General features: G+C 66.9%; 27 protein-coding genes. 15 read left to right on the top strand and 12 right to left on the bottom strand.

Annotated elements, in window-relative coordinates; genetic code table 11:
* Positions 1 to 65 precede the first annotated feature (65 nt).
* Positions 66 to 722 (top strand): helix-turn-helix domain-containing protein, encoded by a 657-nt coding sequence (locus tag APS40_RS08910; RefSeq protein ID WP_055046710.1) that lies wholly within the window; start codon positions 66 to 68, stop codon positions 720 to 722.
* 15 nt (positions 723 to 737) lie between these two features.
* Here APS40_RS08910 and APS40_RS08905 read toward each other — a convergent pair whose 3' ends face one another.
* Complete coding sequence (locus tag APS40_RS08905) at positions 738 to 1109, bottom strand: hypothetical protein (protein ID WP_156342881.1); 372 nt, start codon at positions 1107 to 1109, stop codon at positions 738 to 740.
* Between the two features lie 159 nt (positions 1110 to 1268).
* Here APS40_RS08905 and APS40_RS08900 point away from each other — a divergent pair, with 159 nt between their 5' ends.
* Positions 1269 to 2024 (top strand): SDR family NAD(P)-dependent oxidoreductase, encoded by a 756-nt coding sequence (locus tag APS40_RS08900; RefSeq protein ID WP_055046708.1) that lies wholly within the window; start codon positions 1269 to 1271, stop codon positions 2022 to 2024.
* Positions 2025 to 2074: 50 nt separating this feature from the next.
* Here APS40_RS08900 and APS40_RS08895 read toward each other — a convergent pair whose 3' ends face one another.
* Positions 2075 to 2419 carry a DUF4342 domain-containing protein gene (locus APS40_RS08895; RefSeq protein WP_082434282.1) on the bottom strand — a complete coding sequence of 115 codons (345 nt, stop codon included), beginning with the start codon at positions 2417 to 2419 and terminating at the stop codon, positions 2075 to 2077.
* A gap of 64 nt (positions 2420 to 2483) precedes the next feature.
* Positions 2484 to 3365 carry an alpha/beta fold hydrolase gene (locus APS40_RS08890; protein ID WP_055046707.1) on the bottom strand — a complete coding sequence of 294 codons (882 nt, stop codon included), beginning with the start codon at positions 3363 to 3365 and terminating at the stop codon, positions 2484 to 2486.
* 171 nt (positions 3366 to 3536) lie between these two features.
* On the opposite strand from APS40_RS08890, the gene APS40_RS08885 reads away from it, so the two are divergent.
* The 8 genes from APS40_RS08885 to APS40_RS08850 all read left to right on the top strand — a co-directional run bounded on the left by APS40_RS08885 (position 3537) and on the right by APS40_RS08850 (position 8616).
* Positions 3537 to 4028 (top strand): hypothetical protein, encoded by a 492-nt coding sequence (locus tag APS40_RS08885; RefSeq protein ID WP_156342880.1) that lies wholly within the window; start codon positions 3537 to 3539, stop codon positions 4026 to 4028.
* Positions 4029 to 4044: 16 nt separating this feature from the next.
* Positions 4045 to 5220: a hypothetical protein gene (locus APS40_RS08880; protein ID WP_055046705.1), complete on the top strand. Its 1176-nt coding sequence runs from the start codon at positions 4045 to 4047 to the stop codon at positions 5218 to 5220.
* 10 nt (positions 5221 to 5230) lie between these two features.
* Positions 5231 to 6064, top strand: coding sequence for a universal stress protein (locus APS40_RS08875; protein WP_055046704.1), 834 nt, complete (start codon positions 5231 to 5233; stop codon positions 6062 to 6064).
* A gap of 37 nt (positions 6065 to 6101) precedes the next feature.
* Positions 6102 to 6968: a hypothetical protein gene (locus APS40_RS08870; RefSeq protein ID WP_055046703.1), complete on the top strand. Its 867-nt coding sequence runs from the start codon at positions 6102 to 6104 to the stop codon at positions 6966 to 6968.
* Between the two features lie 61 nt (positions 6969 to 7029).
* A complete protein-coding gene (locus APS40_RS08865; protein ID WP_055046702.1) occupies positions 7030 to 7680 on the top strand; it encodes a BON domain-containing protein in 651 nt (216 codons plus the stop codon).
* Positions 7681 to 7689: 9 nt separating this feature from the next.
* The gene (locus APS40_RS08860; protein WP_055046701.1) at positions 7690 to 8070 is read left to right on the top strand and encodes a hypothetical protein; all 381 of its coding nucleotides are present in this window, start codon (positions 7690 to 7692) and stop codon (positions 8068 to 8070) included.
* A gap of 85 nt (positions 8071 to 8155) precedes the next feature.
* Entirely contained in the window at positions 8156 to 8437 is a 282-nt protein-coding gene (locus APS40_RS08855) for a hypothetical protein (protein WP_055046700.1), read from the top strand.
* Positions 8434 to 8616 (top strand): hypothetical protein, encoded by a 183-nt coding sequence (locus APS40_RS08850; protein WP_055046699.1) that lies wholly within the window; start codon positions 8434 to 8436, stop codon positions 8614 to 8616. The genes APS40_RS08855 and APS40_RS08850 overlap by 4 nt, the downstream gene beginning before the upstream one ends.
* Positions 8617 to 8622: 6 nt before the next feature.
* Here APS40_RS08850 and trxC read toward each other — a convergent pair whose 3' ends face one another.
* The 3 genes from trxC to ppsA are packed head-to-tail and all read right to left on the bottom strand — an operon-like array spanning position 8623 to position 11743.
* Positions 8623 to 9072: a thioredoxin TrxC gene (gene trxC, locus APS40_RS08845; protein WP_055046698.1), complete on the bottom strand. Its 450-nt coding sequence runs from the start codon at positions 9070 to 9072 to the stop codon at positions 8623 to 8625.
* Positions 9073 to 9081: 9 nt separating this feature from the next.
* Complete coding sequence (locus tag APS40_RS08840) at positions 9082 to 9339, bottom strand: hypothetical protein (protein ID WP_055046697.1); 258 nt, start codon at positions 9337 to 9339, stop codon at positions 9082 to 9084.
* A gap of 7 nt (positions 9340 to 9346) precedes the next feature.
* On the bottom strand, positions 9347 to 11743 hold the full coding sequence (gene ppsA / locus APS40_RS08835) for a phosphoenolpyruvate synthase (RefSeq protein WP_055046696.1): 2397 nt from the start codon (positions 11741 to 11743) through the stop codon (positions 9347 to 9349).
* Positions 11744 to 11911: 168 nt separating this feature from the next.
* Between ppsA and APS40_RS08830 the strand changes: the two genes are divergently transcribed.
* From APS40_RS08830 to APS40_RS08810, 5 genes are read left to right on the top strand one after another with little or no spacing between them, the layout of a single operon-like run.
* Positions 11912 to 12919: a glucokinase gene (locus tag APS40_RS08830; RefSeq protein ID WP_055046695.1), complete on the top strand. Its 1008-nt coding sequence runs from the start codon at positions 11912 to 11914 to the stop codon at positions 12917 to 12919.
* 16 nt (positions 12920 to 12935) lie between these two features.
* A complete protein-coding gene (locus tag APS40_RS08825; RefSeq protein WP_055046694.1) occupies positions 12936 to 13874 on the top strand; it encodes a class I fructose-bisphosphate aldolase in 939 nt (312 codons plus the stop codon).
* Positions 13871 to 14917 (top strand): 1-phosphofructokinase family hexose kinase, encoded by a 1047-nt coding sequence (locus APS40_RS08820; RefSeq protein ID WP_055046693.1) that lies wholly within the window; start codon positions 13871 to 13873, stop codon positions 14915 to 14917. Before APS40_RS08825 ends, APS40_RS08820 begins: the two co-directional genes overlap by 4 nt.
* A gap of 2 nt (positions 14918 to 14919) precedes the next feature.
* Entirely contained in the window at positions 14920 to 15390 is a 471-nt protein-coding gene (locus tag APS40_RS08815; protein WP_055046692.1) for a GyrI-like domain-containing protein, read from the top strand.
* 57 nt (positions 15391 to 15447) lie between these two features.
* Positions 15448 to 16425, top strand: coding sequence for an alpha/beta fold hydrolase (locus APS40_RS08810; RefSeq protein ID WP_197279465.1), 978 nt, complete (start codon positions 15448 to 15450; stop codon positions 16423 to 16425).
* 224 nt (positions 16426 to 16649) lie between these two features.
* Here the strand turns inward: APS40_RS08810 and APS40_RS08805 are convergent, their stop codons facing one another.
* The 6 genes from APS40_RS08805 to APS40_RS08785 form a co-directional block, all read right to left on the bottom strand.
* A complete protein-coding gene (locus tag APS40_RS08805) occupies positions 16650 to 17342 on the bottom strand; it encodes a Crp/Fnr family transcriptional regulator (protein ID WP_055046690.1) in 693 nt (230 codons plus the stop codon).
* Positions 17343 to 17462: 120 nt separating this feature from the next.
* Positions 17463 to 17708 carry a DUF6894 family protein gene (locus APS40_RS25590; protein WP_442855844.1) on the bottom strand — a complete coding sequence of 82 codons (246 nt, stop codon included), beginning with the start codon at positions 17706 to 17708 and terminating at the stop codon, positions 17463 to 17465.
* Between the two features lie 801 nt (positions 17709 to 18509).
* Complete coding sequence (locus tag APS40_RS08800) at positions 18510 to 18821, bottom strand: carboxymuconolactone decarboxylase family protein (RefSeq protein WP_055046689.1); 312 nt, start codon at positions 18819 to 18821, stop codon at positions 18510 to 18512.
* 198 nt (positions 18822 to 19019) lie between these two features.
* Entirely contained in the window at positions 19020 to 20222 is a 1203-nt protein-coding gene (locus APS40_RS08795; RefSeq protein WP_055046688.1) for an ABC transporter permease, read from the bottom strand.
* Complete coding sequence (locus APS40_RS08790) at positions 20212 to 20931, bottom strand: ABC transporter ATP-binding protein (RefSeq protein ID WP_055046687.1); 720 nt, start codon at positions 20929 to 20931, stop codon at positions 20212 to 20214. The genes APS40_RS08795 and APS40_RS08790 overlap by 11 nt, the downstream gene beginning before the upstream one ends.
* Positions 20928 to 22118, bottom strand: coding sequence for an efflux RND transporter periplasmic adaptor subunit (locus APS40_RS08785; protein WP_055046686.1), 1191 nt, complete (start codon positions 22116 to 22118; stop codon positions 20928 to 20930). The genes APS40_RS08790 and APS40_RS08785 overlap by 4 nt, the downstream gene beginning before the upstream one ends.
* Between the last annotated feature and the right edge of the window lie 104 nt (positions 22119 to 22222).

Raw genomic sequence — 22222 nt, 5'->3', positions numbered from 1 at the left:
CCGACCGGAATTTCGCGCCGCCATCGGATGAGCGACGCTCGGGCATCCAAGATTGAGGTGTCGAGATGTCGAGCGTTCCCATGTTCCTTGCCAGCGCGTCGCCCGCGGGTTCGCCGCAGCCGGGCGCGCTGAGCGCAGCCCTCGTGACCAAGGCCGAGGCCGGTCCGGTGACCTTTTACCCCACCGACTCGATGATCTTCGCGCAGGGCGACAAGGCGGGCGCGGTGTACCTGGTGGAGTTCGGCACGGTGCGAATCTGCCGGGTGACCAATGACGGCCGTCGCCAGATCAACAGCTTCCATTTCGCCGGCGACGTGTTCGGCTTCGAGGCCGGCGAAGAGCGCCAGTGCTCGGCCGAAAGCGTCGATGGAGCGGGCATTCGCGTGGTGCACACCGACGCTTCCGGCGTCCCGCCACATCGCCTGCTGCGGCTTGCCCTCGCCAGTTTCGCCGATGCGCAGCACCACCTGCTGCGACTGGGGCGGATGAACGCGGTCGAGAAGCTGGCATCCTTCCTGCTCGACCTGCTCGATCGTCAGGAGTCCGACAGCGTGGTGGCCCTGCAGATGCAGCGTTGCGACATCGCTGACTATCTGGGTCTCACCTTCGAGACGGTCTCGCGCGTGCTGCGCAGCCTCAAGGATGGCGGGATCATCAAGGTGCCGTCGATCGACCGCATCGAGATCGTGGACGCGGCGGCCCTCGCCGCGCTCAGCGACTGATGCCTGCCGGCCCGATCACTCGGGCCGGACGGCGATGACCTGGAAGGTGTGCATCCGGCCGTCATCCTCGCGCACGGATGCGTATTCCCCCGGTACGAACCGCTCATCGGCAAGCCGGAAGCCCGTTTCGTCATCGAAGTCGGTGCGGTCGTCGTAGTCGAAGATCCACCGGCCCCCGGGACCGCGGCGAACCCGGCCGTGCCGATCGTCCTCCCCGGGACGGAAACGCCGGACGCGACAGACGCTCTTCGTCGTCTCCCACGCCGCAAGGTCGATATGCCCGTCGTCCGTGAGGGGCAGGTAGAGGTGATAGCCGTGGTTGCGATCTCCATGCGGGTGGCCGGGTTCGCGGGCCAGTTCGAGCGTGATGCGAGAAATCCTGGGCATGCTGCAGTTGCTCCGGTTGAACTGGTGGCAACTGAACAGCATCGGCGCGGCGGGCCATTGAGCCAGATCAATCGGTAAAGCCCGCTCGCTTGAGCCAGGTCAAGGCCGCCGTCCGCTGTTTGGGGCTCAGTGAGTCACCCAAACAGCAAGGAGCTGAAAATGAGCCATGATTTCAAAGGTAAAGTCGCTCTGGTCACCGGTGCGGCATCGGGCATCGGGGCGGCGATCGCCCACGCCCTTGCCGCCGATGGCGCCAAGGTGCTGGTAGCCGACCTTGACATCGCCGGCGCCGAAGCAGTGGCCAATGCCATCAAGGTGTCGGGCGGCACGGCCAGGGCGCATGAAGTCAATGTCGCGGACGCCGTCGAGGTGGAGGCGATGGTCGATGCGGCCAGGGCCGCCTTCGGGGGCCTGCACCTGGCCGTCAACAATGCCGGCATCGGCGGGCCGGCCGCCATCACCGGCCAATACCCGCTGGATGGCTGGCACAAAGTTATCGACATCAATCTCAACGGCGTCTTCTACGGCATGCGCTACCAGCTGCCGGCGATCGTCGCGTCGGGGGGAGGGGCCATCGTCAACATGGCGTCGATCCTGGGCAGCGTCGGCTTCGCCACGGCGCCGGCCTACGTCGCGGCCAAGCACGCGGTGGTCGGGCTGACCAAGGTTGCGGCGATCGAGTATGCAAAGCACGGCGTTCGCATCAATTCCATCGGGCCCGGGTTCATCGACACGCCGCTATTGTCGAGGAATCTCGACGAGGCGACGCTGACGGTGATCCGCGGCATGCATCCGGTCGGGCGGCTGGGGACGTCGGAGGAAGTGGCGGCGCTCACCGCCTTCCTGCTCTCGGACGAGGCCTCGTTCATCACCGGCAGCTATCACCTCGTCGATGGCGGCTACGTGGCGCAGTAACAGCGCCGCACGGCAGGCAAAGAGGCCGGACTGCTCCGGCCCCCATGCCCTCAGCCGGCCATCGGCGGGTCGTCGGCCGGGCCGGTCGGGCGGGGCGCCTCCGGCGCCGCCTCGGGTGGCTCGGTCCGGACCACCACCAGCTTCACCTTGCCCAGCAGGCCGGCAAGCGCGGCGATCACCGCCAGCCAGGGCGCGGCAAGCGCCACGACGCCGCCGGCGAGGGCGCCGGCGGTCAACGGTACCGACAGGTACACGTCGCCCTGCTCGGAGCGGATCTCGAGCTTGCGCAGGTTGCCCTCCGCGAGCAGGCGGTTGACCTCATCGACGAGATGCTGGCCGGCCACCTCGATTTCCTCGGTGAACGTCTTCCAGGAGTCCTTGGGTTGGTCGCTCATGATTATCTCCGTTGCTGATGCGGAGCCACCATGGCCGATCGGACGACGGAGGCCTTGATCCTGCTCAAGCGGCCTCGACGGCCGAGATGGGGCGATCGAGGAACGACTCGATGGCCGCATCGACAAAGCCGGGACGCTCCATCGGCAGCAGGTGCGATGCGAGCGGCACCAGCCGGGCCTCGACGTTGGGGATCAGCAGCCGGGCCCGCTCGAGCGCGGCGGCGGGGTCGTAAAGGGGTTCGTCCTCGCCGATCAGGATCAGGGTCGGCACGCGGATGGACATCAGTTCGTCATCGCCAAGAGGGGTGGGGAACAGGACCTGCGTCCGCACATGAGCAGAGGCGGCGTCCATCAGGGCAACGAACGTGTCGTCCAGCTGATAGCCGCGATGCACCTGCGCCTTCAACACGCTGCGCGCCGATGGTCGCAGCGGCAAGCGTTCGGCGATGCGCAGAAACAGGCCGGCGTACCAATGGAACGGGGAGAGACCCGAGGCCGGTGACAGCAGGATCATCGACCCGATGGCAGCAGGGTGGCCGACGGCCAGTCGCAACGCCAGCCACCCGCCGTAGGAATGTCCGACGACAGCTGGGCGTTCGAGGTCCAGGGCGTCGAAGCACTCGACCAGCCAGTCGGCATAGTCGGCGCCCGAACGCGGCATGCGCACGAGGGAACTGCGACCCGCGTCGCCGACCACGTCGATGGCAAAGACGTGATGGTGCCGGCACAGCATGCCGGCAATCGGGAACCAGGCGGTTGCGCTCACCGCCACCGGCGGCAGCAGCACCAGCGGCGGCAGGCCGGCATCGCCGGCCTCGATGACGTTGGTGGTCCCAAGCGCGGTGTCGAACGAGCGGAGGGTTGGCCGCGGCCAGCGCCGAAGCATCTCATCATAGGCGCGCAGGTAGGTGGTTCGCCCCGTCGATGTGCGGAAGATACTGGGCATATCGCCCTCCTGATGTCGCTACGCCGGTTCTCATCCGAACATCGCGCCGATCGACGTCGGCTCGTTTGACTTCGGTCAAATCGAGCTTCGCCGCACGGACCTAGAAGGGGTGACGGTAGAGCGAAGGAGGCAGCGATGACGCCCGGCCAGACCAGAGCATCGGATCGTTCGATGCCGCCCATTGCCCGGACGATCGGCACGATCGACTATGAGGGACGGCCGTTCGTCTATGTGGTTCGCTTCTGCGGCACCGAAGAGTCGTCCGTCGCCTCGGCCATCCGGCAGGCGATCGGGGTGCTGGACAACTTCCTGCAACTCCAGCACGCCGCGGATGCCGACGAGCTGATCATCGTCTACCGCAACAGGCTGCCCGGCGCGGTGACGCTGCAGGTCGGTTTCCCGGTCGACGATCGCGTCGCCGAGGCCGCCGGCGGCGAGATCTTTGCCGGCCTGACTCCCTCCGGCCCGATGGTCCAAGTGCTGCCCGGCGGCGCGCTTCAGGATGTCCTCAGGGCCGGCGCCGAGATGCCTGAGGGCTCTGCCTCGTTCACGTGGCAGTCGTTCAGTCCCGCCGATTTCCGCCCTTGGCGCACGCATCCCTTCGGGCCGGTGCTCGCGCCGGCCGAACTTGCCGGCCCGATCCCGGGTCCGGAAGCCTCGTGACCCCATGGAGGTAGCCATGCATGGCCTGATCAAGCTGCTCGTCGTTTTCCTCTTCGTCCTGCCGGCTCAAGCGCTGGCCCAGGAGAGCCGTCTTACCTTCGGGGGCGATCAGTTCACCGCCGGCCAGTCCGCCCGGATCGACGCGCCCGTCGCCCGCGACCTGTTCGCCGCGGGTTACGACGTCACGGTGCAGGCCCCCGTCAGCGGCGACGCCCATCTTGCCGGCTTCAACGTCGCACAAAGTGCCGATGTGACGGGCAACGTCTATGCGGCGGGCTTCTCGGTGTCGCTGACCGGCAAGGTCGGCGGCGACATCACGGCGATGGGCAACACGGTGTCGGTCGCCGCGCCGCAGCCGGTCGCGGGCAATGTCCGCATTGCCGGCCAGACGGTGACGGTGTCATCGCCGATCGAGGGTTCGACCCTCATCACCGCGCACACCGCAACGCTGAGCTCGGGCGTGAAAGGGGATCTGAGCTTTTTCGGCGAGACCCTGGCCTTCGGCCCGGGCGCCCGGGTCGACGGCACCCTTACCATCCACGCCCCGCAGGAGATTGCCGTGCCGGTATCGGTGGCCGCGGCCGAGCGGGTGAAGTTCGAACGGCTGGTAGCTCCGGACTATGCGTCGGAGGCGGGCAAGACCGCCGAGCACGCGGTGCGGAGCATGTGGCCCGCCGTGTGGGGAACCGGCCTGTGGTGGCTGCTGCTGTTCGTCACCGGCGTCGTCGCCATAACGCTGCTGCCGAGGCTGACCCAGTCGCTGCAATCGACCGGATCGACGCGTCCCTTCCGCCGCCTCGGAGTGGGCCTCATGACCTTCGCCGCGGTCATCGGCCTGGTGCCGGTTCTGGGGCTGACCCTGCTTGGCATCTTCCTCATCCCGTTCGCCCTGTTGTTCGTCGTTCTCGCCTGCATGCTCGCCTATCTGGCGGGCACCTACCTGCTGGGCGTTCGCGTCGTCCGGGCGCTGACGTCGGTCGACAGCAACCTCAAGCGGGTGGGCGTCCTGGCGCTGTCGATCGTGGTGATGGGCCTGCTGGGGATGCTGCCGGTCATCGGCTGGCTGCTCACCCTGGTGGTGCTCTGCTTCGGCTTCGGCGCCATCGCCGCCATCATCATGGGCAGGCTCAGCGCATCCGACCGGCCGGCGGTTCCCGCTGCCGCCGTGGCGCAGACGCCGGAAGCCGTCTAGGAGGGCCGCGATGTCATTGACCTTCTTTCTGCCGCTCAGCACCTATCCCGACCCCACGCCGAAGGGCAGCCTGCTGCACGCCTTCGACATGGCGGCTACGCTCGGCGGCGAGGTGACGGCCCTGGTGCACGAGGTCGACATTGCCGACGTTCGGAATATCCTGGCCGACGCGCTCATCGACGTCTCGGGGATGACTGCCGCCGCCGAAGCGCGCAGCCATTCGGCAGGGCAGGCGTTGATCGGCGAACTCGAACACCTCGCCCACCGGTTCCAGATCGGCCTGACCGTGCGGAGCGCCAGGACCCGCCCCGAAGCGGCGGCGGAGCTCCTGGCGATCGAGGCGCGCACGTTCGACTGTTCGCTGCTGATGCCGATGGCGGCAAGCGACGAGCAGATGAGTATCGCCGAGGCGGTCCTGTTCGGCTCGGGCGGGCCGACCTGGGTGTTTCCCGAAGCCGAGGCAACGGCACATCTGGCGTCGGCGGCCATCGCCTGGGATGGCGGCCGCGCCGCGGCGCGCGCGGTGCGCGATGGGCTGCCGGTTCTCTCGATGGTCCAGCACGTGACGATCCTGTGCGCGACCGATGACAAGCCGGTCGAGCCGGCCTCCGTGGGCGCCCTGCACGACTATCTGCGGCACCACGACATCACGGCCGAAATCCACCTGTTCAGCCGCTCGGAGCGCCCCATCGGCGAAGCCCTGCAGCAGGCAGCCATCGATCGAGGGGCGGGCCTGCTGGTGATGGGCGCCTACGGGCACAGCCGCATCCGCGAATTCGTGCTCGGCGGCGCGACGCGAACCGTGCTCGCCAATCGGCGCCTGCCGATCTTCATGTCGCACTAGGGGGCTGCAACTGGCCGGTGATGCGAGGCAGATTGCGATGCGGCTGACGCCGCTGGTGCTGCTGACCAGCGCGCTGGGCGTGCTGGCTGCCTCCCTTCCCTTCATTGTCACGACCGGACCGGGGCCGACGGAGCATCTGGCGGTGACCGGAAAACTCGTCAGGCTCTATGGCCATGGGCCCTATCGCAACATGCCGGCTGATGTGGCGGTGCAAGGGCTGGCGCAGGACCTGGTGACGCTGCTCGCAGGCCTGCCGCTGCTGCTGGCGGCACTGTGGCTGGCGCGGCGCGGCTCGCGGGTCGGCTATCTGCTGCTGACGGGAAGCGCCGGCTATCTCTTCGTGCAGTATGTGCTCTACCTTGCGATGGGCACCTACAACGAGCTGTTCCTGATCTGGGTGGCGCTGGTGCTGCTGCTGTTCCAACTGCTGGTACGGCTGCTGCTGTGGGGGGCGAGCGAGGCGCCCGACTGGCCGCAACCGCCCGCCGCGGTCCGCCGCTATGTTGGAGGCTATCTGCTGTTCACCGGCACGTCGATGGCACTGCTCTGGCTCGGCGTCATCGTGCCCCCGCTGCTGGATGGGCGCTTCTATCCCGACGCGCTCGCTCACCTGACGACGATGGTGGTGCAGGGCTTCGACCTGGCGATCTTCCTTCCGGCGGCGTTGCTGGCCGGCTACCACTGCTTGCGCGGGACACCGGCAGGGCGGCTGCTGGCGCCCGTCTTTGCGGTGTTCCTGTCGCTGCAGATGACGGCGTTACTGGCAAAGATCGGCTGGATGACCACCATCGGGGCGCCGGCGGGGCCGGCTCTGGCGATCATCCCCTTGCTGCTGGCGGGGGCGCTCGCCGCGGCATACCTGGCGCTGCGGGCCCAAGCGCGCCCGCACCATCGTTTGAGCTGAGTCAAAGCCTGGTCACGGGAGCCGAGCTAGCGTTGCTCCAGACATGCCCCAGGAGCATCCGATGCGTGAAGATCACAAGCTGCAGGCCGCCGTCCAGTCGCGTCTCGACCTGGATCCGGCGATCAACTCGAGCCATATCGGGGTGAGCGCCAGGGAAGGGATCGTCACCATCTCCGGGCACGTGTCGAGCCTGCTCGAACGCTCCGCGGCGGAGCGGGCGGCGGGCCAGACCAAGGACGTGCGTGCGGTCATCAACGAGCTCGTGGTCGAGCTGCCGGGCCTGAATCGAACCCCGGACGAGCAGATCGCCGAGCGGGCTTATGCCCGGCTAGCGTCAAACGTCTCGGTGCCGCTCGATCGGCTCCACCTGGCCGTCAAGGACGGCACCATCACGCTGCATGGCGATGTCGACTGGCACTTCCAGCTGCAGGCGGCGATCGACGACCTGGAACTGCTCGAGGGCGTGCGCGAAATCCGCAGCGACGCCCAGATCCGGCCGCCCGTGCGGGCCGACCAGGTGCACGAAAAGATCAAGCAGGTGCTGGCGCGAACCGCGCCGCTCGATGCGGAGCGGATCGACGTGATCGCCAATGGCAGTGAAGTCACGCTCACCGGCGAAGTCACCTCTTGGCAGGAACGGGGCCTCGCGGAAAGCACGGCCTGGTGCGTGCCCGGCGTGTCCCACGTCACCAACCAGATCATTGTTCTCTAGGAGCGTCCAATGAGCTTTCACGCCTGCGTCTGGATCGACCAGCGCCACGCCAAGATTTTCCGCATCGGCCAGATGACGGCCGAGATGCAGGCGATCCGCGACGACAGACCCGAGCAGCACCTGCACCGCAAGGCCAATCACGTCGGCCTGGGCACGGTCGAAATGGACCATGAAATGATGCGGGAGATTGCCGAGGGGCTGGGCGGCGCCGAAGCCATCCTGATCATGGGGCCGGGCAAGGCCCGGACGACGTTCAAGGGCTATCTCGACGAGCACTTTCCCGAGCTGGCACACCGCGTCTGGGACGTGCGGGCAAGCGACCATCCCACCGATGCGCAGATCGTCGCCGAGGCGCGCTCGTGGTTCCGCACACAGGACCGCATGCATTAGGGCGTTCCGGCATTCGCTCGTTGAATCCGCACGTCCTGCGTTTTGTCGATTTGTTTTGTCACGGGATCGAAACCAGGAGGCAATGATGGAGCCCAATCACATCTGGCATCGCCAGCATCGGCTGTCGCAGAGCGCCTCGGCAGACGAGGCAATCGCCTGGCATCTTCGACATGCCGCCAATTGCGGCTGTCATGCGATACCCGACGAGGTGATGGTGGAGCTGGGTGCTCGCGCCATCATGCTGCCTCAGGGGTACGAGCAACGCTGGGCGGCGGTGGGCAGCGTAGGGGCGCCCGAGGCGCCGGCGTTTTCCATGGTTGTCGCCTCGGGCGCCGAGGCGCTGCGGCAATCGGGGCTGCAACTATGAAGATCAATCGCGAGTGGCACCTGGCACATCCCATGCCGAGGAACGCCAGCCTCGAGCAGCGGCTCGAATGGCACGCCGAACACGAGGTCAATTGCGGCTGTCGCGAGATGCCGTCTGCTATCCGCAAGGAACTGGAGGCACGAGGCCTCATCGCGCCGACGGCACGCAGCCTCGGCTAGCCCCGATCACCGGCCCGCCGCGTTGAGCCGATCGGCGACCCAGCTGCCGATCCCGGCCGCCGACCTGGCGCCGGACACCCGACCGATTTCCTTGCCACCGGCAAAGAGCAGCAGGGTGGGGATGCTGCGAATGGCCAGTCTGGCCGACAGCGCCTGTTCGGCATCGGAGTCGAGCTTGACGAAGCGGGCGGCGGGTTCGCCCGCCGCGGCAGCGCGTTCATATTCCGGTGCCATCGCCCGGCATGGTCCGCACCAGGCGGCCCAGACGTCGACGACCACGGGAAGGGTGCCCTTCTCCACCTGCCGCATGAGCATCGCCGCGTCGACATCCCGCGGTCGGCCGGTGAACAACGGCTTGCCACAGCTGCCGCACCTGGCCTCTGCGGCCGGGCGTCCGACCGGCAACCTGTTGATGGCCCCGCACTCGAGGCAAACGGCTCTGTGTTCTGCTGGCATCGTTCGTGTTCAGGATCTGTCCGGGTTATCTATATAGGTATGGCTGGCCTCGTCCCAAAGAATCCGCCCCGAACGGGTGAGCAGCTCGAGGATGCCGGCGGCGATCATGTCGCGGTGTTTCGGGGAGAGTTCGGCGCTGAGCCCAAGCACCTCGGCGATCGTCGAGATACTCAACCCCTTGGGGTGTCGCGTCAGCAGGTTGACGACCGAGTCTTCGATGTATTTCAGCCCCAACTGGGCCTGCTCGCGATGGTCGAGGTCGTTCATCTGCTCCTCACGCTGCTGATCGCTTCGCCGCTTCGGCGGCGGCGACATGGGTTTTGACCGCCACGAAGCTGTCGGGGCTGACCGAGATGGAGTCGATGCCGCATTCGACGAGGAAGCGGGCGAATTCCGGGTGGTCACTGGGGGCCTGGCCGCACAGCCCGATCTTGGCGCCGGCCTTGTGCGCCTCGGCGATGACCGTGCCGATCATCCATTTGACGGCCGGGTCCTGTTCATCGAACAGGCCTGCCAGTTCGGCGGAGTCCCGATCCACGCCCAGGGTGAGCTGGGTCAGGTCGTTGGAGCCGATCGAGAAGCCGTCGAAGCGGCGGGCGAACTCGGTGGCCTGCACGACATTGGATGGCACCTCGCACATCACGTAGACCTGCAGGCCGTCCTGGCCGCGCCTCAGGCCATGCTGGGCCATGACATCGAGCACCTGGTCGGCCTCGACCACCGAGCGGCAGAACGGAACCATGACGATGACGTTGTCGAAGCCGAGCCGGCTTCGTAGCCGCGAAATGGCCTGGCACTCGAGGGCGAAGCCGTCCCGGTAGCGCTCGGAATAGTACCGCGACGCGCCGCGGAACCCGATCATCGGGTTCTCTTCCAGCGGTTCGAACCCGGCGCCGCCGACGAGGCCCGCATATTCGTTGGTCTTGAAGTCGCTCATCCGGATGATGACCGGCCTGGGCCAGGCGGCGGCAGCAATGCGCGCCAGGCCGCGGGACAGCCGATCGACGAAGAACTCCGGCTTGCTGTCATAACCGGCGGTGAGCCGTTCTATTTCCTGCCGCGCCGGCTCGTCGCGCACCTGGTCGAAGTGGACCAGCGCCATGGGATGGATGCGGATGGCGTTGCTGACGACGAATTCCATGCGCGCCAGCCCCACCCCGTCGGCCGGCAGACGCCACCAGCGGAACGCCGCGCCCGGATTGGCGAGGTTCAGCATCACCCGGGTGGTACTGGCCGGCAGGTGCTCGAGATCGAGCGTCTGCACCTCGATCTCGGCCGGGCCTTCGTAGATCGCGCCTTCGTCGCCTTCGGCGCAGCTGACGGTGATGTCCTGGCCGCTGTGCAGCAGTTCGGTGGCGTTGCCGGTGCCGACGATGGCCGGCAGCCCGAGTTCGCGGCTGACGATAGCCGCATGGGAAGTCCGGCCGCCATGATCGGTGACAATTGCCGCCGCCCGCTTCATGATGGGAACCCAGTCGGGATCGGTGGTCGAGGTCACCAGCACCGAGCCGTCGACGAAGCGGGCGATGTCGGCGGCGCTCTCGAGCAGGCAGACCGGGGCGCTCACCGCGGCATCGCCGATGGCGAGGCCGGCCAGCAGCCGGCGGCCATGCTGCTTCACGCGGTACGATCTCATGGCGCCGGCTTCGCGCCGTGCCTGCACGGTTTCAGGCCGCGCCTGGACGATGAACATCTCGCCGGTCGTGCCGTCCTTGGCCCATTCCATATCCATCGGGCAGCCGTAGTGGCGCTCGATGGCGACGGCCCAGCTGGCAAGTCTGACGATTTCATCGTCACCCAGCACGAAAGCGGCGCGCTCGGCCTTGGAGGTCGGCACGTTGCGGGTCGGCGTCTCGCCGCCGGAATAGATCATCTTGATGGTCTTGGTGCCGCGTGCCTTCTCGATGATCGGTACGACGCCCGGCCGATCGAGGAACGGCTTGAACACCACATACTCGTCGGGGTCGACGGCGCCCTGCACGACGTTCTCGCCCAGGCCCCAGGCGCCGTTGATCAGCACGACCTTGTCGAAACCGGTCTCGGTGTCGATCGAGAACATCACGCCCGAGCCGCCCAGGTCCGACCGCACCATGCGCTGCACGCCGATCGACAAGGCGACCTTCATATGGTCGAACCCCTTGGCCTTGCGGTAGCTGATGGCGCGATCGGTGAACAGCGAGGCAAAGCAGCGGCGGCAGGCCGCCAGCAGCGCGGCCTCGCCCCGGATGTTGAGGAAGGTTTCCTGCTGGCCGGCAAAGCTCGCGTCGGGAAGATCCTCGGCGGTGGCGCTCGAGCGGACCGCCACGTCGATGTCATCGCCGCCGCTGCGCCGGCCCAGCTCGCGATAGGCCGACCGTATCGCCCGCGCCGTGGCCTCCGGCCAGGTTCCCTGCAAAATCAGGTTGCGGATCGCCTGGCCGGTTTCGGCCAAGCTGGCGCGGTGCTCATCCCAGGCGGCCAGGTGGCCGGTGATCCGGCTGCGCAGGTTGTTTGCCTCGACGAACTGCCAATAGGCGTCGGCCGTCGTCGCGAAGCCCGGCGGCACCTGGATGCCGTTCCGGGCGAGGGCCTGCACCATCTCGCCCAGCGAGGCATTCTTGCCGCCGACGCGCCCGACATCGATCCGCCGAAGGGTTTCGAACCAGGCAATCTGATCGACATGTTGCGACATCGGTGGTGCTCCATCTGGAGAGGCCCGAAGGCCCGGTTGCCGATGATGCTGGCCCGGACGAGGCCGCCGTTTCTTGATCCGTGTCAAACGCGAGGCCGGATGATCCAGATCAAACGCCCCGATCTCGAGCGGCGTCATGCTCACCTAGACGAAACAGGGAGCACCCAGATGATCGAGCATTCGCGCCAGGCACTGGTCGGCGCTTTTGGCGCCAGGTATGTCAGCCTTGCCATCGCCGACATCGACGAGTTGTCGGTGTCCAATTTCGCGCTCCTCAGCACTGCCGATTTCGAACAGCCGATGCAGGCGGTCGAGCGCTATCTCGCTTCCATTCCCCGCTGCCCCGACAAGGTGTCGCTGGCGCTGGCGGGAACGGTGGAAGGCGACGCTGCCACCTTCACCCACCGCGACTGGAAGCTGAGCCGCAACGATGTGCGTGCCGCGACCCGCGCCGATCACGTCTGCCTCGTCAACGATATCGAGGCCAGTGCGCTGGTGCTGCCCAACCTGTCGGCCTACGACCTCACCGAGCTGCATGCCGGCGCCGCCGTTCCCTATGGCAACAAGGCCGTGATGATGGCCGGCGCGGCGGTCGGCATCGCCGGACTGGTGCGGGCCGACAAGGAATGGGCGCCGGTCGTCGGCGAAGGCGGTTTCCAGCGCTTCGTGCCGACCAGGGACGATCTCGCCGAACTGGGGGCGGGCTTCCTCGCCGGGCGGTACGTCGCCTGCGACGACATCTTCACCGGAGCCGGGCTCGCAGCGCTCTACGCAGCGCTAGTCGCCAAGGCGAAGGTCCCCCCCAAATCCAGCGGCGCCAAGCAGATCGCGGCTGCCGGCCTCTCCGGCGAGGACCCGGTCGCGGCGCGCGCCCTGCAGATCATGGCGACATGGCTGGGGCGGGTGGCGGGCGATATCGCGCTGCTCTACGGCGCACGCGGCGGCCTCTATCTGGGTGGCGGCCTCGTCGCCAACATCATCCCGGCGTTGCAGACCGGACATTTTCGCGAGGCCTTCGAGAGCCGCGGCGAACGTTCCGCCTATATCGCCAAGGTGCCCGTGAGAGTGATCAAGACCGCGGCCGATGCCGGTCTGCGCGGAGCGGCGATCGCCATCGCCCGGTCGCTCTCGTCGCATGGGGCAGCGCATCGTCCGGTCGCGCGGGCGGCGTCCTGACCCACGGGAGAACAGAATGCGGATCACCGCTCCAGTTCTTGAGGTGCTGAGCTGGTATGATGGCGAGCGGCCGGGCGTGAAGGCCAATTTGAGCCGCCTGCTCATGCACGGGATCACCGGCGGCACCGGGCGGCTGCTGATCCTGCCGGTCGACCAGGGTTTCGAGCACGGTCCGGCCGCCAGCTTTGCTCCCAACCCGGCCGGGTACGATCCGCGCTATCACTTCGAACTGGCGATCGACGCGGAAGTCAGCGCGCTCGCGGCGCCGCTGGGCTTCCTCACGGCGGGAGCCGACCGCTATGCCGGCGCGGTGCCGCTCATCCTCAAGGCCAACAACGCCAACGGCCTCGGTTCGGTCAAGGACGAGGCGATCACGGCGACAGTGCGCGACGCCCTGGAACTCGGCTGCAGCGCCATCGGCTACACCATCTACCCGGGATCCGACCGCCAGTACGACATGTTCGAAGAGGTGCGGGCAGGCGCCGCCGAGGCGAAGGCGAATGGTCTGGTCGTCGTCATCTGGGCCTATCCGCGTGGTGGCGCGCTGTCGCATGAAGGCGAGACGGCGGTCGACGTGGTTGCCTATGGCGCGCAGATCGCGGCGCAACTTGGTGCCCACATCATCAAGGTCAAGCCGCCTGCAGCGCACATCGAAACAGCCCAGGCGCAGCTCGCCTGCCAGGCGGCGGGCTATGACTTCGCGCGCCTCGAAGCCCGCGTCGCCCATGTCCTCGAGGCGGCGTTTGCCGGACGGCGGCTGGTGGTGTTCTCGGGCGGTCCGGCCAAGGATGTCGAGGCCGTCTATGCCGAGGTCAGCGCCATCGCGGCCGGCGGTGGGCACGGCTCGATCGTCGGGCGGAACACGTTCCAGCGGCCGCGCGACGAAGCGCTGGCGATGCTCGGCCGGATTGCCGCCATCCACATCGGCGCGAGCGCCACGAGGTCGGCGTCATGACGCAGTTGCCCATCCTGACGGTGACGCTCAATCCGGCGCTCGACATCACCACCTCCGTGCCCCGGCTCGAACCGCAGCGCAAGCTCAGGTGCGAACCGGCGGTGTTGCATGCGGGCGGCGGCGGCGCCAACGTCTCGCGGGCGATCCGCGAACTGGGCGGCAGCAGCCGCGCCTTCGTGGCGCTCGGCGGCCATACCGGCCACCAGTATGGCGACCTGTTACGGGCAGCCGGCGTCGAGTGCATTCAGTATCCGCTGGGCGGGGAGACGCGAACCTCGATGACGGTGATGGAGCAGCAGACCGGGCTGCACTATCGCTTCGTCCTGCCGGGGCCGCCGCAGGAGGCGCGCTGCGGCGATGCGATCCTCGCCGAACTCGGCCGTCTCATCGCGGGCGGGGTCCGCTATGTGGTTGCCAGCGGCAGCCTGCTGCCGGGGATCGCCGAGGATTTCTACGCCCGCCTGGGCGACCTCGTGCGCTGGCACAATGCCAGGCTGATCCTCGACACGCATGGCGCGGCGCTGAAGCGGGGGCTTGCCGGGCGGCCCTTCCTGATCCGGCTGAACCAGCTGGAAGCAGAGGAACTGGCGACGGAAACCTCCGCCCGCGGCTCGCCTGCCGACATCGCCACGGAACTGGTGGGGTCGGGGGCGACGGAGGTGGCGGTATTCGCCATGGGCGAGCGGGGATCGCTGGTCACGACGCGCGACAGCCAGTTCACCATCGCACCGCCCGAGGTGACGGTGCACAGCATGGTGGGCGCCGGTGACAGCTATGTCGCCGCCCTGACGCTGGCACTGGCGCAGGGCTGGTCGATCGAGTCCGCCAACCGTTTCGGCGTCGCCGCGGCAGCGTCCGCCGTCACGCGGGAAGCGACGCAGCTGTGCGAGCGCACGACCAGCGAGCGGTTCTACAACGAAACCGGCAAGGCCATCTATCTGAGGGGCCCGACCGCATCGGCCGCGGCAATCGAGCGGGCAAATGATCTGGATCAAGTCCTGGGCTCGCCGAGCACGCAGAATGGGTCGAACAGCAGGAGGTAATCATGGCTGATCCGGTTGTCGTCGAACTGAAACCCAGGCCCTTCGCCTATATCAATCTGCGCTCGACGCTGCCGCAGATGTCCGCGACCATGGGGCAGGGGTTCGCCACCCTGAGCCAGATGTTCGCCAGGGCAAAGGCGCAGATGGCCGGCAACCCGCTCGCTCACTACACCGATTTCGATGCAACAGCGGCCAGTTTCGAGCTGGGCTTTCCGGTGCTGGAGGCCGACATTCCCGCTCTGCGCGCGGCCGGCCTTTCCATCGGGCAGAGCCCGGGCGGCACCAACATGACGGCCACCCATGTCGGCCCCTACGATACTGTCGCCAGAACCTACGATCTGATGACCATAGCCATGAAGGCGCAGAAGCTGTCTCCCGGCAAGGACATGTGGGAGAGCTATATGAGCCCTCCCGAGACGCCGCCCGAGCAGATCCGGACCGAAGTGATCTGGCCGGTCCACGCGGCAGGCTGATGGCGGCAGACCGGCCGTCGCGCCGTTGCACGCATGCCGCCGTGGAGTGAGGTTACGATGGTTTCACGCAGAGCAGCGTTGGGACTTGGCGTCGTCGGCGCAGGGCTCGTGGCGGCGGGTGGTGCCGTGGCGTCCGCTTATGGCCGCGATATGGCGAGGGCGCGTGCCCTGGTGGCGCCGGAGCTGAGCCGGGTGATCCCGTCACGCTTCGGGACGCTCGAATATGCAGAGGCCGGCAAGGGAGTTCCACTCCTCATGGTGCACGGCACCGGCGGCGGTTTCGACCAGGGACTGTTCTTTGCCAGGCGCTTCAGCGAGGCGGGCTATCGGATCATCGCGCCATCGCGCTTCGGTTACCTGCGCTCGGCCTTTCCTGACGACCCCTCCTCGGAAAACCAGGCCGATGCCCTGGTCGATCTGCTCGACGCGCTGGACATCGACAGGGTGGCGATCGCCGGCGGCTCGGCGGGAGCGCTTTCGGCCATGTCCTTCGCCATCCGGCATCCCGGGCGCTGCGCGGCGCTGCTGCCCCTGGTCCCCGCCAGCTACGTTCCCCGCGATACCCCGGTGCAGTCGGTGCCGCCGGAGCAGATGCAGATGGCCATGGCGGCGCTGCGGTCGGACTTCCTGTTCTGGCTCGCCATCACCACGCTGCCCGACCTGCTGACCCAGGCGCTGCTGGCCACCCGACCCGCATTGATCAAGGCGGCCGATCCGGCCGAGCAGGCAAGGGCGCGGCACATCCTCGAGGCAATCCTGCCGGTCAGCCTCAGGGCAGACGGCTTGCTCAACGACGCGCGGCTCGCCAGCAACCCGGCGCCGATGCCGCTCGAGACGATCACCGCGCCGACGCTGGCACTGTCGTACGAAGACGATGCGTTCGGCACCGCGGCGGCGGCGCGCTACATCGGCGAACGGGTCCCCGGCGCGAGGGTGAAGGTGTTCGCCGATGGCGGCCATATCGGCATCGGCCACGATGCCGAGTCCTTTGCCGTGATCGACGGCTTTCTCAAGCAGATCGGCTACGCCTCATAGGTCGAGATCGGGCCTCCATACGTCCAGCAGGGCGCGACGGACGGGGCTGCATTCTGTGAGCGACCTGATCCGATCCGGGCAGTTGCTGCCAGCGGAGTTCCAGCAGTCACCGACACCGAGGGCCAGGCGGAAGCCAGGCTTGGACGTCGACGCCCGTCAGGCGCACGCGTCGGGCCCAGAGCGGGCGTCGAGGTGCCACTGGAGAAGTGAAGTGATAAATCACCTCAGCCGGTTTGCATCAGTCGCCGATATTCCGCCTCGGCGAGTCCGTAGGAGTGGTCGGCGCGCTCGACCAGCCGTTTTCGATCCAGAATGACCAGGTGCCCTCTGGTCGAGCGGATCAGACCTTCGCCCTCGAGGAGCTGAAGCGCCAGGGTGACGCTGGAGCGCCGCACCGCCAGCATCGTTGCCAGCAGATCATGAGTGATGTGGAAGTGAGGGCCAAGTCGATCGGACACCATCAACAGCCATCTCGCCAGCCGTTCTCCCAATCGCGCCTGCCCGTTTGTGACGGAGGTTGCCGTGACCTGGATCTCGAAGGCGCGGTAATATCTCGAGAGCAACCCCGCGAAAGCCTGCGACTGCCGAAGCGCCTGGCGCACCCGATCGATCGGCGCGCGATAGGCGGTTCCAGCAGCTTGAGAGAACGTATCGAAGGGGGACAGCGTATCGCCGGTGACCACGAAAGGGCTGGTAACGCCTTCGCGGCCGATCAAGCCAACTTCGATGGCGCTGCGGCCGACCTGCGCCACAACCGAGGCCATGCCATCCTCGGGGAAGTACAGTGCGTCCACAGGCGCGCCCGCTGCATGCAGATGGTGACGCAGAGCAACGTCGACCAGTTCCAGATCGAGCAGAGACCGGTCGTCAGCCGGCAATCGACCCAGCAGCAGGTTCTGGAATGAAGCGTCGGACAAAGTGCTCTCCCGCTCATAGGGGCAAGGCACTTCGCATCTCCTAGCCGTCCGGGCCGGGCCACCCTACAGACGATGGGTCAGTTTGCTATTGGAAAGAGCCTGTTTTGAAGCCTTGGTCAGCTACCGTACCAACCTTTCCGCACGTCGTATTTCCAATGACAGGCTGACGTTGGAGAGAACCCGACCAGTCTGATCGCGGACGGCTACTGTGAGAAGCGAGCGGCCGTAATGAAAATGATCTCGTGTTACTTCGAGTAACATGCCAGCTGCTTCCTCCTCGGCAGCTGTTTCGTTTCCGAACTCCGAACCCTCCGTGTCGGTGTGGGTGTCGGTCTCGTCAGAAAAATCGAAGAAATAGCGATGCATAATGGTCAGCCGCAGCGGCTGACCAGCGGGTCAGCCAACGAGGAATACATCCCAGAGGTGGACCGGCTCGCCAATGCTGCACTTGCGGTCCCGTGGATGTAGTAAAATCAGAGGTTTACTGATCAAATCGCGGAACCTGACGCTGCGTGCCTCGTCGGCATGGGGCCACACTAGCATGCCTGCGCAAGTATTTGGAGCAAGGTTGTTGCAGTGCGATACGGGGAGCCGCTCCTCTGCCGCCCGGGAGATGGCTCGGCTCCGGGCCGCCTGTGCCAGGTCGAGCGCTGCGGGAGCGCAGCGTAGTTGCGGCAGAAGTCCAGCCGCGCGCCTCGATTCCAGCAATGAAAGAAGTATTTTATCGAGCAGCAATCGCGTAAGCTGGTTTGGCTCGGATCGCGTCCACAACCTATCCGAACAGGCGGGTGCTCTGGAGGCTATCGGCTTCAGAGCACCCGCTGCTGGCAGAACGGGACAGTTTCTTCGCGTCCACTTCGCAACTGTACCGTTCTCGCGTCCCCTTTGGATCAGGACGCGGCCGGGCCCGCTTTTTCACGAGCCTCGAGCCCCAGTATCGTCAAGTTACCGGACGTTGGATACGGAATGTCCGTTTGCGGACACTTCGGTGTCAGTTCGTTGAATTGCCTAAGGTATTTCCGGCGGTCAACGCCCATCGAAACAATCGGCAACGCCAGCCGAGTGCGCCGCCGGGTGCGCGATTCCCTACCGTGAGGAGCCATGGGGGGCCATGCCATCCATCGCCGGGCGGCGGTGTCGCAGCGTGAGGCGGCGACGGGCCGCGGCCTAGCCTGCATCATAGGCGGCCAGTGCTACCGGCAAGGCCTGGACCACGGCGTTGCCGACGGCCGGAAGGCCCGCCAGGATTGCACTGACGATCTCATCGCGCGTGGCGCCCTTGCTCTTGGCGTCCACGACATGAAACGGCAACCCGCTCTCGAGCCGCATGGCAGCCAGGATCCCGATGTAAACGAGTTCCTCCGTCTTGGGGTCGAGCGCGGACGCTGCCGCCAGCTTCTGCACGGCGTCGAGCCAGGCCCGCTGCTGAGCCGGAGCTTCCTGCATGAACACCTGGAAGGCATTGCTGACCCGAGACATTTCACTCACTGGCGTTCTCCGCACTCATGGACCCATCATGAAGCCCAGGCCGACGCCGCAACTTATCGCCGGCGGGTGATCCGAGCTTGATCTCAGTCAAATGCCGAGAGGATGAAGGACTGCAGAAACGCCGATGTCGGCATGAGAGCGTCTCCACGCTGCTCGACCCTTCTTGATCCACGTCAACCGGGACCCGGCTCACGCGCGGCGCAGTGCCTCGATCGGATCGAGATGGGCGGCGTTGCGGGCCGGGAAATAGCCAAAGGCGACGCCCACCAGGGCGGAGAAGCCGAAGGCCATGGCGACGGCGCCGGCGTCGACGACAAACGGCACCCCGAGCAGCTGCGCCGCGATCATCGACAGCCCCAGGCCGAGGCCGATACCCAGCAGGCCACCGAGCATCGACAGCACGATCGCCTCGACCAGGAACTGCGCCAGTACCTGGGATTCGCGCGCGCCGATGGCGAGGCGAATGCCGATCTCGTGCGTGCGCTCGGTAACCGAAACCAGCATGATGTTCATGATGCCGATTCCGCCCACTACGAGGCTGATGCCGGCAATCGCGGCGAGCAGGCCGGTCAGCACGCCCATCACCGTTCCCAGGGTCGAGGAGATCTGGCTCATGTCGGTGACGCTGAAGTCGTTCTCGTCGCTGCTGGCGAGATGCCGCCGGTCGCGCATCAGCGCGGTGACGTCGGCCTCGATCGTGGGGATGGCGGCCTCGGAACCGGCGGCCATGTAGATCGCCGCCACGTCCGTATTGCCGGCAATGCGACGCTGAAAGGTGGTGATCGGCAGGAAGACGGAATCGTCGCGGCTCTGGCCGAATACCGAACCCTGGCTTTCCAGCACGCCGATGACGGAACAGGAAAAGCGGCGCAGCCGGAACTGCCGGTCGACGGGGTCGGGCGTATCGAACAGGTGCTTGGCCACGGCCGGCCCGATGATGCAGACCGGGGCGCTCGAGGCGATTTCGCCTTCGCGAAAGCCGCGGCCGAAGGCGATCCTGTACGAGGTGACGACCTTGAAGAAGTTGGTGTCGACCCCGTTGACGTCGACCTGGTAGTCGGAGGAGCCGGCGGTAGCGGTCAGGGCCCGCGAGGCGATCGGCGCCACTGCGGTGATGCCGTCGATCATGCGCGCGATGGCTTGCGAGTCGGCCATCTTGAAGCTCTCCGCCACCACCCCGCGCTGCATCACCATACGGCCGGGGATCACCATGACGATGTTGCTGCCCAGGCTGGAGATCGAGCCGTTGACCTCCGCGGTTGCCCCTTGCCCGAGCGTCACCATCGAGATCACCGCAGCAACCCCGATGGTCACGCCAAGCAGCGTCAGCAGCGAACGGAGCGAGTTGCGCCAGATGGCCTCGAGAGCCAGCCTCACCGTCTCAAGCAGCATCGGACCGTATCCTTGCGGTGGGCTCGGCCGCCGCGCGGCCATCGACGATGCGGATCTGGCGGCTGCAGAACACGGCCATGTCCGGCTCGTGCGTCACCATGATGATGGTGACGCCATCCTGACGGTTGAGCTCGACGAGCAGCTTCATCACTTCGGTCGCCCGCTCGGTATCGAGATTGCCCGTCGGCTCGTCGGCGAGCAGCAGCAGCGGGTTGGTGACGATGGCGCGGGCGATAGCCACCCGCTGCTGCTGCCCGCCCGACAGCTGCGAGGGCAGGTGGTGTTCGCGACCATTCATGCCGACCCGTGCGAGCGCGGCGCGCGCCAGCTTTCGCCGCTCGGCGCCGGACACGCCGCGGTAGATCAGCGGCAGTTCGACATTTTCCAGCGCACTGGATTGCGGCAGGAGATTGTAACCCTGGAAGACGAAGCCTACGAAGTTGCGGCGCAGCAGAGTGCGCTGCTGCCGGCTCACCTTGGCGACCGGTACGCCATCGAAGCGGTAGCTGCCGCCCGTCGGCGTATCGAGGTAACCCACGATATTCATGGCGGTGGATTTGCCCGAGCCGCTCGGCCCCATGACGGCGACGAACTCCCCGCGCTCGACCCGGAAGTCGAGGCCGTCCAGTGCCCGGACTTCCGCTTCGCCGGTGCCATAGACCTTGGTGATGCCGCCGAACTCGACGAGGGGAGGGGAAGGCGCGCTCATCGAGTCTTCTTTCCGACGACGACAAGGTCCTGCTCGACAAGGCTGCCCGGCTTGATCTCGGTGCGCTGTCCATCGGTCAGCCCGCTCGTCACCGCGAGCGCCACCGGCGCGCCGGCTCTCAGAACATAGACGCGAGAGGCCCTGTCGTTTGACGCGGCTGCCGCCGAGGCCTCATCGGGGGCGAAGCGCAGCGCGGCGTTGGGGACCGTCAGCACGCCCTTTGCCTCGGCAGTGGAAATGTTCGCCGTGGCGGTCATGCCTGGCCGAAGCTGCAGACCGGCATTGTCCACGGCGATGACCGCCTTGTAGCTGGTGATACCGTTGCTGACCGTAGGGCCGGTGCGCAGCTGGCGGACGACACCCCCGAACGGCCGGTCGGGCATCGCCTCGACGGTGAAGCTCGCCGCGTCGCCAACCTTGATCTGCGCCACGTCGGCCTCGTCGATATCCGCCTCGAGCTCGAGGCGGCGGATGTCGCTGGCGATGAGGAACAGCGAGCTGGCGAGCGTGGCGGCGTTGATCGTCTCGCCGACTTCGGCATTCACATCCAGCATGATCCCGTCGATGGGGGCGACGATGTTGGCCTTGTCGTAGTTGTCCCTGGCGCCGGCGAGATCGGCCTCGGCAGCCTTCAACTGAGCTTGGGCGGCTGCCAGGCTGGCCCGCGCGCGCTGCAGGGCGGTGGTGGCGAGTTCGAGACTCTCAGTGCTGACGACTTTACCCGCGGCGAGGTCGCTGGTTCGGCGCCAGGCGGCTTCGGCATCACTGAGCCCGGCGCGCGCCGTATCCCGGGCGGCCTGCTGGATGTCGACCGTGGCAACGGCCCGCCGCACCTGCAGGTCGAAGGGGCGCAGATCGAGCCGGGCGAGCAACTGGCCCTTGCGGACCGGCTGGTTGTAGTCGACATCCACCGAGGCGATGGTGCCGGTGAGCGAACTCGAAACGGCCACCTGCCGCGTCGGCACCAGGGTGCCGGTAGCAGTGAGCTCGACCAGGATGTCGCCCCGCGATACCGTCGTGGTCTCGTACGCCGTCGAGCCGCTGCCCAGCCTCGAGAACAGCACCGCTACGCCCGCCGCAATCACCAGGATCACCCCGGCGCCGATGGCGAGACGGAGCAGCGTGCCGTGCCGCCCGCGCTTCGCTTCGGCGCGCAGAACTTCGGCGACGTCGGCTTTTTGCAGCATGATGCACCCCGTCAGCTGTTGGCTTCGACAGCGGCACATCCTGCCCTGCGCCCGCGGGGGCGGCTTGACCTGTGTCAAAGGCCCTTGTGGTGGCGCCCTCCCGA

The sequence above is a fragment of the Devosia sp. A16 genome (assembly GCF_001402915.1).
Lineage (GTDB): Bacteria > Pseudomonadota > Alphaproteobacteria > Rhizobiales > Devosiaceae > Devosia_A.
Note: the sequence above shows the minus strand (reverse complement) of the source record. Positions and strands in the feature narration are given on the sequence as shown.

Excerpts from the sequence above, each read along its gene's own strand:
- APS40_RS08860 (WP_055046701.1), top strand. The coding sequence starts at position 7,690 with ATGAGCTTTCACGCCTGCGTCTGGATCGACCAGCGCCACGCCAAGATT.
- APS40_RS08895 (WP_082434282.1), bottom strand. The coding sequence starts at position 2,419 with ATGAGCGACCAACCCAAGGACTCCTGGAAGACGTTCACCGAGGAAATC.
- APS40_RS08840 (WP_055046697.1), bottom strand. The coding sequence starts at position 9,339 with ATGAACGACCTCGACCATCGCGAGCAGGCCCAGTTGGGGCTGAAATAC.
- APS40_RS08870 (WP_055046703.1), top strand. The coding sequence starts at position 6,102 with ATGCGGCTGACGCCGCTGGTGCTGCTGACCAGCGCGCTGGGCGTGCTG.
- APS40_RS08825 (WP_055046694.1), top strand. The coding sequence starts at position 12,936 with ATGCGGATCACCGCTCCAGTTCTTGAGGTGCTGAGCTGGTATGATGGC.
- APS40_RS08910 (WP_055046710.1), top strand. The coding sequence starts at position 66 with ATGTCGAGCGTTCCCATGTTCCTTGCCAGCGCGTCGCCCGCGGGTTCG.
- APS40_RS08885 (WP_156342880.1), top strand. The coding sequence starts at position 3,537 with ATGCCGCCCATTGCCCGGACGATCGGCACGATCGACTATGAGGGACGG.
- trxC (WP_055046698.1), bottom strand. The coding sequence starts at position 9,072 with ATGCCAGCAGAACACAGAGCCGTTTGCCTCGAGTGCGGGGCCATCAAC.
- APS40_RS08900 (WP_055046708.1), top strand. The coding sequence starts at position 1,269 with ATGAGCCATGATTTCAAAGGTAAAGTCGCTCTGGTCACCGGTGCGGCA.
- APS40_RS08865 (WP_055046702.1), top strand. The coding sequence starts at position 7,030 with ATGCGTGAAGATCACAAGCTGCAGGCCGCCGTCCAGTCGCGTCTCGAC.
- APS40_RS08810 (WP_197279465.1), top strand. The coding sequence starts at position 15,448 with ATGGTTTCACGCAGAGCAGCGTTGGGACTTGGCGTCGTCGGCGCAGGG.
- APS40_RS08815 (WP_055046692.1), top strand. The coding sequence starts at position 14,920 with ATGGCTGATCCGGTTGTCGTCGAACTGAAACCCAGGCCCTTCGCCTAT.
- APS40_RS08790 (WP_055046687.1), bottom strand. The coding sequence starts at position 20,931 with ATGAGCGCGCCTTCCCCTCCCCTCGTCGAGTTCGGCGGCATCACCAAG.
- APS40_RS08855 (WP_055046700.1), top strand. The coding sequence starts at position 8,156 with ATGGAGCCCAATCACATCTGGCATCGCCAGCATCGGCTGTCGCAGAGC.
- APS40_RS25590 (WP_442855844.1), bottom strand. The coding sequence starts at position 17,708 with ATGCATCGCTATTTCTTCGATTTTTCTGACGAGACCGACACCCACACC.
- APS40_RS08890 (WP_055046707.1), bottom strand. The coding sequence starts at position 3,365 with ATGCCCAGTATCTTCCGCACATCGACGGGGCGAACCACCTACCTGCGC.
- APS40_RS08880 (WP_055046705.1), top strand. The coding sequence starts at position 4,045 with ATGCATGGCCTGATCAAGCTGCTCGTCGTTTTCCTCTTCGTCCTGCCG.
- ppsA (WP_055046696.1), bottom strand. The coding sequence starts at position 11,743 with ATGTCGCAACATGTCGATCAGATTGCCTGGTTCGAAACCCTTCGGCGG.
- APS40_RS08905 (WP_156342881.1), bottom strand. The coding sequence starts at position 1,109 with ATGCCCAGGATTTCTCGCATCACGCTCGAACTGGCCCGCGAACCCGGC.
- APS40_RS08800 (WP_055046689.1), bottom strand. The coding sequence starts at position 18,821 with ATGTCTCGGGTCAGCAATGCCTTCCAGGTGTTCATGCAGGAAGCTCCG.
- APS40_RS08785 (WP_055046686.1), bottom strand. The coding sequence starts at position 22,118 with ATGCTGCAAAAAGCCGACGTCGCCGAAGTTCTGCGCGCCGAAGCGAAG.
- APS40_RS08875 (WP_055046704.1), top strand. The coding sequence starts at position 5,231 with ATGTCATTGACCTTCTTTCTGCCGCTCAGCACCTATCCCGACCCCACG.
- APS40_RS08850 (WP_055046699.1), top strand. The coding sequence starts at position 8,434 with ATGAAGATCAATCGCGAGTGGCACCTGGCACATCCCATGCCGAGGAAC.
- APS40_RS08795 (WP_055046688.1), bottom strand. The coding sequence starts at position 20,222 with ATGCTGCTTGAGACGGTGAGGCTGGCTCTCGAGGCCATCTGGCGCAAC.
- APS40_RS08830 (WP_055046695.1), top strand. The coding sequence starts at position 11,912 with ATGATCGAGCATTCGCGCCAGGCACTGGTCGGCGCTTTTGGCGCCAGG.
- APS40_RS08820 (WP_055046693.1), top strand. The coding sequence starts at position 13,871 with ATGACGCAGTTGCCCATCCTGACGGTGACGCTCAATCCGGCGCTCGAC.